The sequence below is a fragment of the Streptomyces sp. NPDC026062 genome (genome assembly GCF_055568375.1).
In genome coordinates this window covers 172,547-188,163 of sequence record NZ_JBVHOQ010000001.1, presented here as the reverse complement: position 1 = coordinate 188,163, position 15,617 = coordinate 172,547, and the positions used below count along the sequence as shown (strand labels likewise).

9 protein-coding genes are annotated in these 15,617 nt (G+C 70.5%); 4 read left to right on the top strand and 5 right to left on the bottom strand.

Features of this window, described 5'->3' with window-relative positions; genetic code table 11:
* Nucleotides 1–15: 15 nt before the first annotated feature.
* From ACZ4LX_RS00835 to ACZ4LX_RS00820, 4 genes are all read right to left on the bottom strand, one after another.
* Nucleotides 16–2,259, bottom strand: coding sequence for a 1,4-beta-glucanase (locus ACZ4LX_RS00835; RefSeq protein WP_467636291.1), 2,244 nt, complete (start codon nt 2,257–2,259; stop codon nt 16–18).
* A gap of 124 nt (nt 2,260–2,383) precedes the next feature.
* Nucleotides 2,384–3,355 (bottom strand): carbohydrate ABC transporter permease, encoded by a 972-nt coding sequence (locus tag ACZ4LX_RS00830; RefSeq protein WP_467636289.1) that lies wholly within the window; start codon nt 3,353–3,355, stop codon nt 2,384–2,386.
* The gene (locus ACZ4LX_RS00825) at nt 3,352–4,488 is read right to left on the bottom strand and encodes an ABC transporter permease (RefSeq protein ID WP_467636287.1); all 1,137 of its coding nucleotides are present in this window, start codon (nt 4,486–4,488) and stop codon (nt 3,352–3,354) included. The genes ACZ4LX_RS00830 and ACZ4LX_RS00825 overlap by 4 nt, the downstream gene beginning before the upstream one ends.
* Before the next feature lie 105 nt (nt 4,489–4,593).
* Nucleotides 4,594–6,261: an extracellular solute-binding protein gene (locus tag ACZ4LX_RS00820; RefSeq protein ID WP_467636284.1), complete on the bottom strand. Its 1,668-nt coding sequence runs from the start codon at nt 6,259–6,261 to the stop codon at nt 4,594–4,596.
* 457 nt (nt 6,262–6,718) lie between these two features.
* On the opposite strand from ACZ4LX_RS00820, the gene ACZ4LX_RS00815 reads away from it, so the two are divergent.
* Together ACZ4LX_RS00815 and yicI are read left to right on the top strand one after the other, a co-directional pair.
* A complete protein-coding gene (locus ACZ4LX_RS00815; protein ID WP_467636281.1) occupies nt 6,719–9,592 on the top strand; it encodes a glycoside hydrolase family 3 C-terminal domain-containing protein in 2,874 nt (957 codons plus the stop codon).
* A 73-nt stretch (nt 9,593–9,665) separates the two neighbouring features.
* Entirely contained in the window at nt 9,666–11,954 is a 2,289-nt protein-coding gene (yicI, locus tag ACZ4LX_RS00810; protein WP_467636278.1) for an alpha-xylosidase, read from the top strand.
* Nucleotides 11,955–12,169: 215 nt separating this feature from the next.
* On the opposite strand, the gene ACZ4LX_RS00805 is transcribed toward yicI, so the two are convergent.
* Nucleotides 12,170–13,537 carry a cytochrome P450 gene (locus tag ACZ4LX_RS00805; protein WP_467636275.1) on the bottom strand — a complete coding sequence of 456 codons (1,368 nt, stop codon included), beginning with the start codon at nt 13,535–13,537 and terminating at the stop codon, nt 12,170–12,172.
* Nucleotides 13,538–13,740: 203 nt separating this feature from the next.
* Between ACZ4LX_RS00805 and ACZ4LX_RS00800 the strand changes: the two genes are divergently transcribed.
* Nucleotides 13,741–14,310, top strand: coding sequence for a TetR/AcrR family transcriptional regulator (locus ACZ4LX_RS00800; protein WP_467636272.1), 570 nt, complete (start codon nt 13,741–13,743; stop codon nt 14,308–14,310).
* An 81-nt stretch (nt 14,311–14,391) separates the two neighbouring features.
* A complete protein-coding gene (locus ACZ4LX_RS00795; protein ID WP_467636268.1) occupies nt 14,392–15,579 on the top strand; it encodes an SGNH/GDSL hydrolase family protein in 1,188 nt (395 codons plus the stop codon).
* The last annotated feature ends 38 nt before the right edge of the window (nt 15,580–15,617 follow it).

The following is a 15,617-nucleotide window of genomic DNA, read 5'->3' as shown; positions in this document are numbered from 1 at the left end:
TCTCGTTCCTTCTGCTTATGCGGGTTCTGCGTACTGGATGCCCCGGCCGTTGGTGCCCAGATAGACACGGCCGTGGACGCGGGGGTCGCCGGTGATCACTTCGCCGGTCCAGCCCCACTGGTGGGAGTCGTCGTTGATCCGGACCCAGGTGGCGCCCGCGTCGTCCGAGCGCAGCACCGCCACGCCGTCGTGCGTCGCGGAGACCCTGCCCGTCTGGAAGACCGCCGGATATCCGGCACCCGGCCGGTTGCGGCCCTTCGCCGGGGCCGCCTTGCCGAAGCCGAGAGCGTGCGAGGCCTGGCAGCCGGCCACCGCCGTGAACGTCAGCCCGCCGTCCGTCGAGCGGAACAGTCCGTTGTCCTTCGCGGAGAGCCAGAGATCGCCGCTGCGGCCGGGCGCTGCCGCCACCTTGAACTGTGCGTCTCCGGAGGGAAGTCCGGCCGCTCCACTGACGAACGTCGCCCCGCCGTCCGTGGAGCGGAAGACCGCTCCGGTGTCGGTGTCGTAGACGTAGAAGCGCCGGGGGTCGAGCGGATCGGCGACCGGGGTGCCGCCCTTGGGGAACGTGGCGACCTCGGCCCAGCTCGCTCCGCCGTCGGTGGAACGGTGGGCGGGATACTTGGTGCCGTCCCAGTGGACGAACGACCAGAGCAGCACCGATCCGTCGGCGGAGACCGCGACCGGGCCGGGGGCCGAGGCGGCGATCTCCGGCTGGGCGGCGAACGGCCGCCAGGTCCTGCCGCCGTCGTCGGAGGACGCCCCGGCGGAGGTGGATCCCGAGGGCCAGCCCGTCCGGACCACGTGGGCGGGCCTGAGCGTGGCCAGGGCCAGCCCGGTGGCCGTGCCGAAGACGGGGTTCGTCGCCATGCCGCGCGACGGGGACGCGGTGAGCGAGTCGTGGTACATCACCCCGATGTCGCCCAGACCGCTGAGGAGGCGGGCGCCCTTCCCGGGCGGGGCGAGCAGGAAACGTACCGACGACTCCTCCAGACCCCGGATCTCCGGGGCCCAGTGGACGAGGTCGCGGGTTCCGAAGACCGTCGCGCCGGTCCCGAACACGATGTGCCGCGAGTCGAACGGGTCGACGGCCACGGCCTGGATCCACCAGCCGAACTTGGCCTCTCCGCCCCAGCGCAGATAGGGAGTCTCCGCGACATCCAGGACCGCGGTGTCCTTGAGCGAGGTCCAGGTGGCACCCGCGTCGGTGGAGCGGAACACCGTGTCGATCCGCGACCAGCGGTTGTTGGTGGTGACCACGAGTGTGCCGGAGCGGCGCGCGTCGACCGCGACACCGCCGTAGCCGAAGCCGTCACCGGCCGAGGCGTCCGGCTTCACCGGTGTCACCTCGCTCCAGGTGTCCGTCACCGTGTCGAGCCGGTGGACCGAGCCGGCGGACTGCCCGTTGGGGCCCGGGGCGTCCGCGTAGGTCACGTACAGGGCACGGCCCCGGGCGTCGTACGCGGCCCGGACCGGGACCTTCGTCGCCGCGCCGCCGGACGGCTGCCCGGGTACGGCCTCCCAGCCGCCGGATCCGTTCGTACGGTAGAGCACGCTGCCGCCGTCACCCCAGCCGGCGTACACCGCCCGGCCCGCGGCGGCGAGGAACATCACGCCCTGGCCGCTCGCCGACGCGGCCGCGGGGAATTCGGCCGGAGCCCAGTTCGCACCCCGGTCGGTCGAGCGCAGCAGTCCGTCGTGCCGGGTCCCGAGCCAGAGCGTGTCGCTGTTCCGCGGGTCCACGAGCAGCCGCTCACCGGCCCCGCGTCCGTCCTCGTTGGCACCCAGCCGCACCGTCAGGTCCGCCCGCCGCCAGGTCGCGCCCCGGTCCTCGGAGCGGAGCACCGCGCCGGGGCTCGCCCAGTCCTGGGCGTACGTACCGCAGGCCAGATAGAGGCGGTCCGGGTGCGCCGGGTCGACGGCCAGGGCCTCGATGCCCAGCAGGTTCCAGTCGTCCCAGCCGAGGTGGTCGGTGAGTGCGGTCCAGCGGGCCTTCGTGTCGTCCCAGCGGTAGGCACCGCCGATGTCGGTGCGGGCGTACGCCAGCCCCTTCACGGAAGGGTGGAACAGCAGCCCCGTGACGAACCCCGTCCCGCCGATCGCCGCGGTCCGCCAGCGATGGGGCTCGGTGTGCTTGTCACGGTGGTGCTTCGAGGCGGCTGCGGCGGGGCCCGCGACCGGCAGGGCTACGGCGGCCGAGGCGACGGCCGCTCCCGCGAGCACGGTTCTGCGGCTGGGCAGGGGCGCTGACGGCACGTGCATGGCGAACACCTTCCGAACAAGGACGAGAAGGACAAGAAGGGTGAACGGGAGAGGCGGAGAGGGAGCAGCGAGAGACAGAGGGGGCCGGTCCCGGACTGTCCGTGGACCGGCCCCGTACCGCCGGTCAGCCCTTCACGGCGCCGGTGAGCATGCCCTTCTGGAAGTGCTTCTGGACGAATGGCGACAGGATCGCGACCGGGATGAGGGCGAGGATCATGACCGCCATCTGTACGGCGAGGCTGTTGATCGCCCCGTTGCTGACCGCCGCGCCCATGGCGCCCGGCGGGACCTGGTGCTGGAGGACCAGCTGACGCAGGATCATCTGAAGCGGGTACTTGTCGCTGTCCTGGATGTAGAGCATCGCGTTGAACCACTGGCTCCAGTAGCCCACCGCGTAGAACAGCGAGATCACGGCGATCACGGCACGCGACAGCGGCATGATGATCTGGAGCAGGATCCGCCACTCGCCGGCGCCGTCGATGCGGGCCGCGTCGATGAGTTCGGGCGCGGTGTCCATGAAGAAGCCGCGCAGGACCAGCACGTTGAAGACGCTGATCGCGCTGGGCAGGATCATCGACCAGTAGCTGTCGCTCAGTCCGATGCCGGTGACCAGCAGGTACGTGGGGATGAGCCCGGCGCCGAAGAACATCGTCGCCATCAGGATCATCAGCAGCGGACGGTGGGCGTAGGAGTCGCGGCGGCTCAGCCCGTACGCGCACAGGATCGAGACCACCATGCTGACCGCTGTGCCGACGACGGTGAGGCCCACGCTCACGGCGGCCGCGCGGGTCACCGCTCCACCGCTGAGGAGTTCCTTGTAGGCGACGAAGGTGATGCTCTTGGGCCAGACGACCAGGCCGCCGGCTTCGTTGATCGCCTTGGTGTCGGAGAGGCTGGTGACCAGCACCACCCAGATCGGGATGATCACGATCGCGCAGATCGCGACGAGGCCGAAGCCCTTGAAGGCGAGGCCCGCCTTGGTGGGCTCCTCCTCCCACACGGGCCGGGGTTCCATCCGCAGGGCGCGCTGGAGCGGAGTCTCCGCTCGGGGCGCCGGCTCGGCCGGGTCCTTCTCAAGTTCCAGGAGAGTTGTCATTTCTTGGAGTACACCCCCTGCTCGCCCAGCATGTGAGCGACCTTGTTGGCACCCAGCACCATGGCGACGCTGAACAGCCCCTTGAAGACGCCGGCGGCGGCCGCGTAGCCGAAGTCGCCGGTCTTGATGCCCGTCCACCAGATGTAGGTGTCGAGGATTTCCGAAGCCCCGGAGCCGACCTGATCGCGCTGGAGCAGGATCTGTTCGAAGTCGAGGTTGAGGGCGCTGCCGACCCGCAGGACGAGCAGCAGCGCGATGACCGGACGCAGCGCGGGCAGCGTGACGTGCCACATACGGCGCCAGCGGCCGGCCCCGTCCACGGCCGCGGCCTCGTACAGATCGGTGTTGACGGCGGCGAGCGCGGCGAGGAAGACGATCACACCCCAGCCGGCGTCCTTCCAGACCGCCTGCGCGGAGACCAGGAACTTGAAGAAGCCCGGGTTCGTCATCAGGTCGAAGCCCTCGTGGCCGTGGTCCCGCAGCCACTGGGCGACCAGTCCCGCCCCGCCGAACATCTGCTGGAAGACGGTGACGACGAGCACCCACGAGAAGAAGTGCGGCAGATAGACCACTGCCTGGACCCAGGCCCGCACCCGCGCGCTCATGATCGTGTTGACCAGGAGCGCGATGGCGATCGGGATGGGGAAGAACAGGACGAGCTGGGTGACGAAGATGACGAGGGTGTTGACGAGGACTTCCCAGAAACGGTAGTCCTCGAAGATCCGGGTGAAGTTGTCGAAGCCGACGAAGGGACTGCCGGTGATGCCCAGGTCGTACACGTCGTAGTCCTGGAAGGCCACGATGTTCCCGAGCAACGGGATGTAGTTGAAGATCAGCAGCAGCGCGATGGCCGGCAGGGTCATCAGTACCAGGGTGCGGTCGCGGCGCAGCCGTTGGCGCCAGGTGATGCCGCCCGCCTGCGGCCCGGTGCCTGTCGGCATCCGCTTGGCCGAGCCCTTCTTCGCCTTCTTCGGCGTGCGGGATCCGCGCGTACCGGCCGCGCGGGACCCGCCCTTCCGTATGCCGCTTGCGTCCTTGCCGTCACCGTCACCGTCACCGCTGCCGCCGGCCGGGGCTCCGGCCCCGTCGGCGGTGCGGTCCGGGTCGGTCGTGACCGTGGCCCGTGGCTTCACCCTGTGCTCCCCATGTCGTGCTCGCTGCCCCCGGCCGCCGGGCGTCGTGCGCCCGGCGGCCTTCCTTCCCGCTGTACCGCGTACGGCTGATGCGCGTCGTACGCGTCAGACGCCCGAGCCGTTCTTGTCGAGAATGTCCTGGTACCAGGCGCGCAGCTTGTCGCCGCCGCTCTTCTTCCAGGTGTTCACGGCCTCGTCGACGTCGCTGACCTTCTTGCGGCCGCGGCGGATGTCCTTCTGGAGGTCGTCGAACGGCGTGTACAGGGAGGCGTACCGCTGCGGCTCGACGACCTGCATGCCGAAGAACAGGGGCTTCTTGATGTTCGGGGCCTGGCGCGCCATCCAGCCCGCGTAGTCCTTGGCCAGCTGCGGCTGGTCCGGGTAGGCGATGGAGGTGGGGGGCGAGGCCACGAACAGGAAGGTGGAGGGCTGGGCTTCCTCGACACCCTGCGGGGTGTAGGTCGGGGAGCCGTCCTTGATCGTGTAGTGGGTGCCCTTCACGCCGTAGTTGGTGAGCATGAACTCCTCGGTGCCGAACGGCGCGGCCGCGTAGTCGGCGATCGCGAGGAACTCCTCGATCTTCTCCTTGGGCAGCTTCTTGCTGAGGAAGGTGAAGATGCCCGCGGGGTCGGACTGCCACAGCGTCGGCCTGCCGCCGTCGGCGCTGAAGAAGTCGAGCGCCTGCATGTCGAACTTCGGGTTGGCGGTGGCCTGTTCGGTGACCATGCCCTTCCAGCCGCCGGTGCCGTCGTTGTACATCACGACATGACCGCTGGTGAAACGGATCTTGGCGTCGGCGTCCTTGCCGGCCTCGGCGTCCGGGTGGACGTACCCGCCGTCGTGGAGCTTGCGGGCGAAGGCGAGCGCCTCGCGGTACTCCTTCGTCTCGATCTTGTGGACCAGCTTGCCGTCCACCAGCTGCCAGTAGTGCGGTGCGTCGGGCAGCAGACCGAAGATCATCTGGATGCAGGTCCAGAGGTCGTCGAACGCCCAGACCTTCTGCTTGGGGGCGGTGTGCTCCTTGCCGAAGGCCAGCAGGTCGTCGGCGCTGGCCGGCACGGCTCCGGAGCCGATCAGGTCCTTGCGGTAGAAGATCGCGTTGCCGATGATCGGCGTCGGCATGGGCAGACCGCGCAGCTTGCCGCCGAACACGGAGTACTGCCAGGCGCCCGTCGGGATGTTCGCCAGGTTCGGGTACTTCTTGACGGCGTCGCCCGCCAGGTAGGGGGACAGATCGGCGAACTTGGCGGTGATCGCGTTACGGATCTGTCCCTGCATGTTCCAGCCGGGGATGGTCATGACGTCCGGGATGTCCGAGCCGGCGAGGACCGCGCCGATCTTGTCCTGGTACGTGTTGCCGTCCTGCGGGTCGAAGTTGAGCGTGGCGCCGACCGCCTTGTTGACCGCTGCGTAGTACGGGTTGTTCTTCTTCGGGACGGTGCCCCACAGCGGCGTCATGATCCGGAACTTCGAGCCCTTGCCCGGGACCGACTTCACGGAGACGACCAGCGGGTCCGGCAGCTTGGTGAAGCCGGGGCTCGAACCGTTGACGCCCGCGACGTCGGGCTGGACCAGGTTCAGCGGGGCGTAGGACGGCACGACCTTCTTGAGTGCCTTGCCCGTTGTGGTGCCCTCCTTGCTCCCGGAACCGGAGCCGCCGCACGCGGCGAGCAGCGGTACCCCGCCGGCCACGGCGACGGCGGCGACCGCGCCCGTGGCGAGGAAGCTTCTCCGGCTCGGAGCCGTGGAGGAGGGGGTGGAATTCGGCGTCATTGCGTCAACCCTTCGAGGCGCACCAGGACGACACGTGGCGGGCGACCGCCGTTCGGTTCCTGTGTCTGAGGTGGAGCGTTGCTGGCTGAGCCGGCGTGACCGGCCGCAGGTGAAGCGGTTCAACAGGGAAGCGGCAGGGCCTGTCGCCGTCCCGGGGAGATCACGGGCGCCGGGCGCCCCATCGAAGCCCTGTCGAAGCGCTTCGATGTTGCAGCGAGGTTAAGTGAAGGGCCCCAACCGCACAAGAGTCCGTTTCCAGATTCCTCCGACCTGTTTCCGAACCGTTTCCTGGCGCATTGGGGGGTTGTCGCGTACAGAGGTCGACGACGCGCCCTTGACACGCGTGGGGTTGGCCACGGAGCATCGAAGCGCTTCGAAAGATCTTCCGTGACCCCTTGATTGCCCCTATGAGGCCCAGGGACCGGAATACCTCCCACCTCTCCAAGGGGATCCGCACGTGACGGAACAACCGCAGCCCTTCCGCGACCCGCAGCTGACCTTCGCCAAGCGCGCCGACGATCTGCTTCAGCAGCTCACGCTCGACGAGCGGATCGCGATGCTGCACCAGTTCGCACCGGCGGTCGACCGGCTCGGACTCGGCTCCTTCCGGACCGGTCAGGAGGCCCTGCACGGTGTCGCCTGGATGGGTCCCGCGACGGTGTTCCCGCAGGCCGTGGGGCTCGGCGCCACCTGGAACGACGAACTGGTGCGCCGGGTCGGCGAGGCCGTCGGCAACGAGGTCCGCGCCAAGCGCGCCCAGGACGACCGCGTCGGCCTCAACGTCTGGGCCCCGACCGTCAATCTGCTGCGCAACCCGCTGTGGGGGCGCGGTGAGGAGGGGTACTCCGAGGACGCCGGGCTGACCTCCGCCATCGCGGTCGCCTACACCAGGGGACTGCGCGGCGACCACCCGCTCTACTGGCGGACCGCCCCCGTCCTCAAGCACTGGCTCGCCCACAACAACGAGACCGGCCGCGACATCACCTCGTCCTCGGTCAGCCCCAGGGTCCTGCGCGAGTACGACCTCAGGGCCTTCCGCGACGCCGTGCAGGCGGGCGCGGTGGCCGGAGTCATGCCCGCGTACAACCTGGTCAACGGGCGTCCCAACCACGTCTCGCCGCTGCTGTCCCAGCAGTTGCGCGCCTGGACCGACCGGTCGCTGGTGGTCTGCTCCGACGCCGGAGCGCCGTCGAACCTCGTCGACTCCGAGCACTACTTCGACACCCACGAGGAGGCGACGGCCGCCTCCCTGCGCGCCGGTGTCGACAGCTTCACCGACCACGGCCAGGACTCGTCCCTCATGACCGGCCGCATCCGAGGCGCCCTGGAGCGCGGACTCCTCGACGAGCACGACATCGACACCGCCGTCCGCCGCCTGCTCGAACTCCGCTTTTCCCTCGGTGAGTTCGATCCCGAGCTCGACCCGTACGCGCACACCGCGGACTTCGACACCGAGGGCCACCGGGCGCTGGCCCTCGAAGCCGCCGAGCAGGCCGTCGTGCTGCTCAAGAACGACGGCCTGCTGCCGCTCGACCCCGCCGAGGGCAGGACCGTCGCCGTCGTCGGCCTCCTCGCCGACGCCTGCAAGCTCGACTGGTACAGCGGCACGCTCATCCACCGCTCCACCCCGCTCGACGGACTGCGCGAACGCTTCGGCGCCGAACACGTCGTCTTCGAGGAGGGCGTCGACCTGGTCCGGCTGAAGTGCGCGGACGGCTGGCTGCAGATTCCCGCGGCGGAGGGGGGCGGGGAGCCGGTGCGCGGCGAGGAGGGCGCCCTCGATCCGGCACTGCTCGCGGGCCGCACCGACCTGCCGCCGCTGACCTGCGGCGACACCCCGTCCGAGCTGGCGCTCGTGGACTGGGGCAACGGCGTGATCACCCTGCGGGAGCCGGCCGGACGCTATCTCTCCGTCGCCGAGGACGGCTTCGTACGGGCATCCGCCGACGAGCCCGGCGGCTGGATCGTCCAGGAGACGTTCCGCTGGGAGGCGGTGGAGGGTCATGCCGGCGGTCACCGCCTTCTGCACGTGGGAACGGGTAGGTATGTCTCTGTTGCCGCCGACGGCGTAAAGGTTGCCGCCGAAGGCGAAGAAGTTTCCGGCTCCGGCCGGGCCGCCGGGACGGTCTTCGAGATGCAGGTCACCGAGCGCGGTGAGGACGCGGTCGCCCGCGCGGCAGCCGATGCCGACGTCGTGATCGTGGTCGCCGGAAACGACGCGCACATCAACGGCCGGGAGACAGAGGACCGCACCACCCTCGACCTTCCCGCCCACCAGGAACGCCTCTGGCGCGCCGCCCACGCCGCCAACCCGCGCACGGTGCTCGCGGTCACCTCCGCCTACCCGTACGCCCTCACCGACGCGGCGGCCACTCTCCCCGCGCTGCTGTGGACCGCCCACGGCGGCCAGGCGGCCGGTACCGCACTCGCCCGCGTCCTGGCCGGCGACGTCTCCCCGGCCGGCCGGCTGCCGCAGACCTGGTACACCTCGGACGCGGAGCTGCCCGGTCTGCTGGACTACGACATCATCGGCTCGCGCCAGACCTACCTCTACTACGAGGGCACCCCGCTCTACCCGTTCGGCCACGGCCTCTCGTACAGCGAGTTCACCCACAGCGCCCTGAACGCCGGGCTCGACGGTGACCTCCTGCGGGTGTCGCTGACCGTCACCAACACCGGTGCCGTCGCCTCGGACGAGGTCGCCCAGCTGTACGTTCGCGCGGTGGCGCCTTCCGTCGTCCGGCCGCAGCGCCAGCTGGCCGGTCACCGCCGGCTGCACCTGGAGCCCGGGGCCGAGGAGCGCGTCGAGTTCACCGTCCCCGTCGCCGAACTCGGCCACTGGGACGTGGCGCACGGCCGCTGGACGGTCGAGCCGGGCGCGTACGAGGTCCAGGCAGGCGCCTCCAGCGCCGACATCCGGCTCATCGCCGTCGTCACCGTCGACGGAGAACCGGCCGGACCGCGCCCCGTCCTGGCACGCGGCCTGGACGCGGCGGACTACGACGAGCAGCTGGGCACCGAGATCGTCGACCTCACCAAGACGGACGGTGACGCGGTCACCGCCGTCGCCGAGAGCAACGAACTTCTCTACCGGCGCTGCGACTTCGGCGACGGCGTAAGCAGCGTCGAGGTGTCCGCGGCGGGGGAGGGGGCCGTGCTGATCACCGTCGACGGTGCCACGGCCGCCGTCCCGGTCGCCGCCACCGACGGACCGTACGACTACCGCACCGCACGGGCCGGGCTGAGCGCCTCCGGCACCGGCGATCTGCGGGTCACTCTGCGCGGCACCGTGCGCCTCGCCAAGATCGCCTTCACCGGGAACGGCGAGTGATCCGGACCGCCCCGCGCACCCCGCGCCCTCTCCCCTTTCCTCCCCCTCCAGTTGCCCCCGGCAAGGAGTCCGCATGAAGTTCACCGACGGCTTCTGGCTCATGCGTGAGGGCGTACGCGCCTCCTACGCGACCGAGATCCGCGATCTGCACGTCGGCGACAGTCGGTTCACCGCCTACGCGTCGGTCAAGCACGTGGCCGAACGCGGCGACACGCTCAACAGCGCGCTCATCACGGTCGAATGCTTCTCCCCGGCCGAGGGAGTCATCGGCGTCCGCACCACCCACCACGCCGGCACGGTCCACCGCGGACCCGACTTCGTCCTCGCCGACCTCGACGCGGCGGCATCCGGGGCCCGTACCCGGCGGGACGGCGCGGTCACCGAACTGACCAGCGGCCCGCTGACGCTGCGCATGGACGGCGACGGCCCCTGGGGCCTGGCCTTCCTCGACGCCGACGGCCGGCGCCTCACCGGCGTCGACGCCAAGGGCACCGCCTTCGCCACCACACCGGACGGGGCCCACCACATGCTGGCCCAACTCGCCCTGGACGTCGGCGAGAACGTGTACGGGCTCGGGGAGCGCTTCACGCCGTACGTCAAGAACGGCCAGACCGTCGACATCTGGCAGGCGGACGGCGGCACCAGCAGTGAACTGGCCTACAAGAACATCCCGTTCTACCTCTCCTCACGTGGCTACGGCGTCTTCGTCAACCACCCCGGCAAGGTCTCGTTCGAGGTCGGTTCGGAGTCGGTCGGCCAGGTGCAGTTCAGCGTCGAGGACCAGTCGCTGGAGTACTACATCGTCGCCGGACCGGCGCCCAAGGAGGTGCTGGCCCGCTACACCGCTCTCACCGGCCGCCCCGCACTGCCGCCGGCCTGGTCGTTCGGCCTCTGGCTCACCACGTCCTTCTGCACCTCGTACGACGAGGGGACCGTCACCTCCTTCGTCGACGGGATGGCCGAGCGCGACATCCCGCTCTCCGTCTTCCACTTCGACTGCTTCTGGATGCGTGAGTACCAGTGGTCGGACTTCCTCTGGGACCCCGAGGTCTTCCCCGATCCGGAGGGCATGCTGGCCCGGCTCAAGGAACGCGGCCTGCGGATCAGCATGTGGATCAACCCGTACATCGCGCAGAAGTCCGCCCTGTTCGCGGAGGGCGCCGCACTCGGCCACCTGGTGCGCAGGCCCGACGGCAGCATCTGGCAGTGGGACCTGTGGCAGCCCGGCATGGCCCTGGTCGACTTCACCAGCCCGGCGGCGTGCGAGTGGTACAACAGCAAGCTCCGGGTCCTGCTCGACCAGGGCGTCGACTGTTTCAAGACCGACTTCGGCGAGCGCATCCCCACGGACGTGGTCTGGCACGACGGCTCCGACCCGGAGCGGATGCACAACTACTACGCGCAGATCTACAACCGGACCGTCTTCGAACTCCTGGAGAAGGAGCGCGGCCACGGCGAAGCCGTCCTCTTCGCCCGCTCGGCGACGGCCGGCGGACAGCAGTTCCCGGTGCACTGGGGCGGCGACTGCTTCGCCTCGTTCACCGCGATGGCGGAGTCGCTGCGCGGCGGGCTCTCCCTCTCGCTGTCCGGCTTCGGCTTCTGGAGCCATGACATCGGCGGCTTCGAGGGCACGCCCGACCCCGCGGTCTTCAAACGCTGGCTCGCCTTCGGCCTGATGTCCTCGCACAGCCGGCTGCACGGCAACGTGTCCTACCGGGTGCCGTGGGAGTTCGGCGAGGAGGCGGTGGACGTGGCCCGGAAGTTCACCCTGCTCAAGCACCGGCTGATGCCGTACCTGTACGGAGCGGCCGCCACCGCCCACCGCACGGGCGTTCCGATGATGCGCCCGATGCTGCTGGAGTTCCCCGGCGACCCGACCACGCGGATGCTGGACCGCCAGTACATGCTCGGACCTGACCTGCTGGTCGCGCCCGTCTTCACGGAGGACGGGCAGGTCGAGTACTACGTCCCCGAGGGCACCTGGACGGTCCTGCTCACCGGCGAGACCGTCACCGGGCCGGTCTGGCGTCACGAGACCCACGGCTTCGACAGCCTGCCGGTCCTGGTGCGCCCCGGCGCGGTACTGCCCTGGGGGGCGGACGACCAGCGCCCCGACAGCGACTGGCTGGACGGGCTCACGCTGCGGGTCTTCGGCGGTGCTGCCGGGGATTCCACGGGCGACGGCACATCCGTCACGGTGCCGGACCTGACGGGTGTGACGGCCGCCGAGTTCCGGGTGGTGCGGGACGGGGAGACGCTGACCGTCACTTCCGAGGGTACGGACCGTCCGTACCGCGTGGTCGCGGAGTCGTCCGGCGCCACGGCCGAGGGAACAGGAACGGTCACGCTGCGCGACGCCTGAGAGGCGCTTTGGGAGGCCGCTGAGCGGTACGGAGAGGGTCTGAGGGGCAACTGAGGGCGTACGGGGCGGGGAGCGGCAGCGGCTACGGGCCGGGCTCCCCGCCCTTCGTACGGCCCGAGCGGCCTCAGCGCGTCGCCCGGGCCGGAGTCCGCGACTGCCGTGCCGGACCCCGGGCGTCCGCGCCGGGTCGCGGGCCGGGGCTGCCGCGCCCCGGGCTACCGCGCCCGGACCGTGGCCATCACCTCGCGGTCCGGTTGCAGCGTCAGTGTCGGTACCGGCTTGACCGTCCCCGGATCGACGTCCAGCTCGAAACGCCGCGCGAGCACCGCCAGGATCAGCACCGCCTCGACCATCGCGAACCTGGTGCCCAGACAGACCCGGGGGCCGCCGCCGAAGGGGAACCAGGCGTACTCCGCGATCTCGTCGCCCGCCTCCGCGTCCCAGCGCTCCGGACGGAAGGCCTCCGGCTCGGGGAACCATCGCTCGTCCCGCTGCGTGGCCCACTGGCTGCTCCAGACCCTGGTGCCCTCCGGGACCGCCAGGCCGCCGATCCGCGCGCCCTCCTTGGCGACGCCGGTGACCAGCCAGATCGTCGGGTACAGCCGCAGCGTCTCCTTGACCACCGCCTGTGTGTACGTGAGCTCGGCGTAGTCGTCGAAACCCGGTTCACGGTCACCGAGCACCCGGTCCAGTTCCTCTGTCAGCGCCGCCCGCGCGGCGGGGTTGCGGGACAGGAGGTACCAGGCCCACACCAGCGTCGAACTCGTCGTCTCGTGACCGCCGATGTAGAGCGTGACCGTCTCGTCACGGATCTCCCGGTCGTCGAGCTTCGCACCCGTCTCGTCGACGGCGGTGAGCAGCCGGCTGAGCAGATCCGGGCGCTCGTCCCCGCCGTCGCGGTGCCGCGCGACGACCCGGCCCACCTCGGCGTCGATGACCGCGGCGGCCTTCTTGATCCGGGCCCGGCCCGGGGTCGGCACCCAGTCCGGCAGCAGCGCGCCGATCCCCGCGAACTCCTTGCCGATCTCCGCCTGCGCCACGTCCATGGCGCGGCCCATCGCCTCCGCGTCGGCGGGGGTGTCGACCCCGAAGATCGTGCGCACGGCGATCTTCTGCGTCAGCGCCGCCATCTCCCGCTTGATGTCGATGCGTTCACCGCCCGACCAGGTGTCGGCGAGCTCCACCGTGCTGCCCGCCATGGTCGCCGCGTACGACCGCACCTGTTTGGGCCGTACGGACGGCTGCACGAGCGACCGCTTGCGCCGCCACTTGGTGCTGCGCGCCACCACGACACCGTTGCCCATCACGGTGCGGAAGGCGACGCCGAGCGCCGGCTGGTCGAAGGTGCGTTCCGTCTCGGTGAGCAGCTCGCCTATGCACTCGGGATCGGCAATGAACAGGCAGGAGTTGGGGCCGAAGCGCCACCGGACCATGTCCCCGTGGCCCCGCAGCCGCTCGAAGAACGCGAGGGGGTCCTTGCCGAACTGCGGCATGTTCCCGAGGAAGGGCAGCCCCTTGGGGCCCGGGACGATCCGGTGGCCGCGCGACCCGGCGTCGACGGCCGGGCCGGTCTCCGTGGACATGAGAGGTCTCCGCTCTGACGGTCCGGCCGGCTGCACGCTCGTCACCGGCCTTGTGGAGTAGGTGAGTTGTCGAGAGTAGCCGGGGTGCGGCGCCGGCAGGGGGGTGCCCCGGTGGCACGAACGGCCGCACCTGTACATCTCATGTATTTGCCTATACCTCTTAGGTAAACGCATTATGGGTGTAGTCGAACGAGGAGAAAGCCATGGTGCGTGCGGGGCTGAGCGCGGAGCGGTTGATCCGGGCGGGCGCGGAGCTGGCCGACGAGGTCGGCTTCGATCAGGTGACCGTGTCGGCACTGGCCCGGCGGTTCGACGTCAAGGTCGCCAGTCTGTACTCGCACCTGAAGAGTTCGCACGACCTGAAGACCGGAATCGCGCTGCTCGCCCTGGAGGAGCTCGCCGACCGAGGGGCAGCGGCACTGGCGGGCCGGGCAGGCAAGGACGCTCTGGTCGCGTTCGCGGACGTGTACCGCGACTATGCCCGGGAGCACCCCGGGCGGTATGCCGCGGCCCAGTTCAGGCTCGACCCGGAGGCGGCCGCCGCCAGTGCCGGTGGCCGGCACGCCCGGATGACGCGGGCGATCCTGCGCGGCTACGACCTGACGGAACCGGACCAGACACACGCGGTCCGGCTGCTGGGAAGCGTCTTCCACGGCTACGTCAGCCTGGAGGCGCAGGGAGGATTCAGCCACAGCGCCCCCGACTCGCAGGAGTCCTGGACACGGGCCATGGACGCCCTGGACGCGTTGCTGCGGAACTGGCCGGCGCCCTGACCGCATGTCCCCCGCAGGCAGGCGGTGGCCGTCGGCCCGGGGGACCGAACACTTCAGCCATGACGAGCAGCAGGCGGGAACATGAGCACCGAGCCCAGTTGGATCACCACGCCGATCACCGCGGACCTTCTGCGCGGCGCGCTCGACCTGGAGCGCACCGAGCGAGGGCTGCGCCCGCACCGGCTGCCCGCGTGGGCCCGCGCCCAGTGCTCAGACGGACAGCTGGCCATGGCGGAGGCCCAGCCCTCCGGTGTACGGCTGGTGTTCCGTACCGGGGCCGGGCTGATCGAGCTGGACGCACTGCGCACCAAGACGGACTACCGGGGCGCACCGCCGCGCCCGGACGGGGTCTACGACCTGCTGGTCGACGGCAGCCCGGCCGGGCAGCGGCGTGCCACCGGCGGCAACGTCCTCATGGTCGACATGACCACCGGGTCCGCGGAGACCCGGCCGGGGCCGGTCGGCACCGTCCGGTTCGAAGGGCTGGGAGAGGGCGTCAAGGACATCGAGATCTGGCTGCCGTACAACGAGACCACCGAGCTCGTCGCCCTGCGCACGGACGCCCCCGTCGAGCCCGCACGGGCGAGCGGACGCAAGGTGTGGCTGCACCACGGCAGTTCGATCAGCCACGGCTCCGAAGCGGCAGGCCCGGCGTCCACCTGGCCCGCACACGCCGCCTTTCTCGGCGGCGTGGAGCTCATCAACCTGGGTATGGGCGGCAGCGCCCTGCTCGACCCGTTCACGGCCCGCGCGATGCGCGACACCCCCGCGGACCTGATCAGCCTCAAGATCGGGATCAACCTCGTCAACGCCGACCTGATGCGCCTGCGTGCCTTCGCCCCGGCGGTGCACGGCTTCCTCGACACTCTTCGCGAAGGACATCCGGACGCCCCGCTGCTGGTCGTCTCGCCCATCCTGTGCCCCATCCACGAGGACACCCCGGGCCCCAGCGCCCCCGACTTCAGCAACCTCGCCGAGGGCAGGCTCCAGTTCGCGGCGATGGGCGATCCGGCCGAACGTGCCGCCGGAAAACTGACGCTCCACATCATCCGGGACGAACTGCGCCGCATCGTGACGCAGCGCTCGGCCGACGACCCGAACCTCCACCACCTCGACGGCCGCAGCCTCTACGGGGAGCGGGACTTCGCCGAACTGCCGCTGCCGGACCAGCTGCACCCGGACGCGGCCACGCACCGCCGCATCGGCGACCGGTTCGCCCGGCTGGTGTTCACGGGCGACGGCCCGTTCGCCGCCGATCGCACGACCTGAAGCGACGGCACTGCCCGCACGGGGCGGGCCATGACGAC

What these genes read in the sequence shown, in the direction of transcription:
- ACZ4LX_RS00805 (WP_467636275.1), bottom strand. Translation starts at nt 13,537, where the DNA reads ATGTCCACGGAGACCGGCCCGGCCGTCGACGCCGGGTCGCGCGGCCAC.
- ACZ4LX_RS00795 (WP_467636268.1), top strand. Translation starts at nt 14,392, where the DNA reads ATGAGCACCGAGCCCAGTTGGATCACCACGCCGATCACCGCGGACCTT.
- ACZ4LX_RS00820 (WP_467636284.1), bottom strand. Translation starts at nt 6,261, where the DNA reads ATGACGCCGAATTCCACCCCCTCCTCCACGGCTCCGAGCCGGAGAAGC.
- ACZ4LX_RS00800 (WP_467636272.1), top strand. Translation starts at nt 13,741, where the DNA reads ATGGTGCGTGCGGGGCTGAGCGCGGAGCGGTTGATCCGGGCGGGCGCG.
- yicI (WP_467636278.1), top strand. Translation starts at nt 9,666, where the DNA reads ATGAAGTTCACCGACGGCTTCTGGCTCATGCGTGAGGGCGTACGCGCC.
- ACZ4LX_RS00830 (WP_467636289.1), bottom strand. Translation starts at nt 3,355, where the DNA reads ATGACAACTCTCCTGGAACTTGAGAAGGACCCGGCCGAGCCGGCGCCC.
- ACZ4LX_RS00835 (WP_467636291.1), bottom strand. Translation starts at nt 2,259, where the DNA reads ATGCACGTGCCGTCAGCGCCCCTGCCCAGCCGCAGAACCGTGCTCGCG.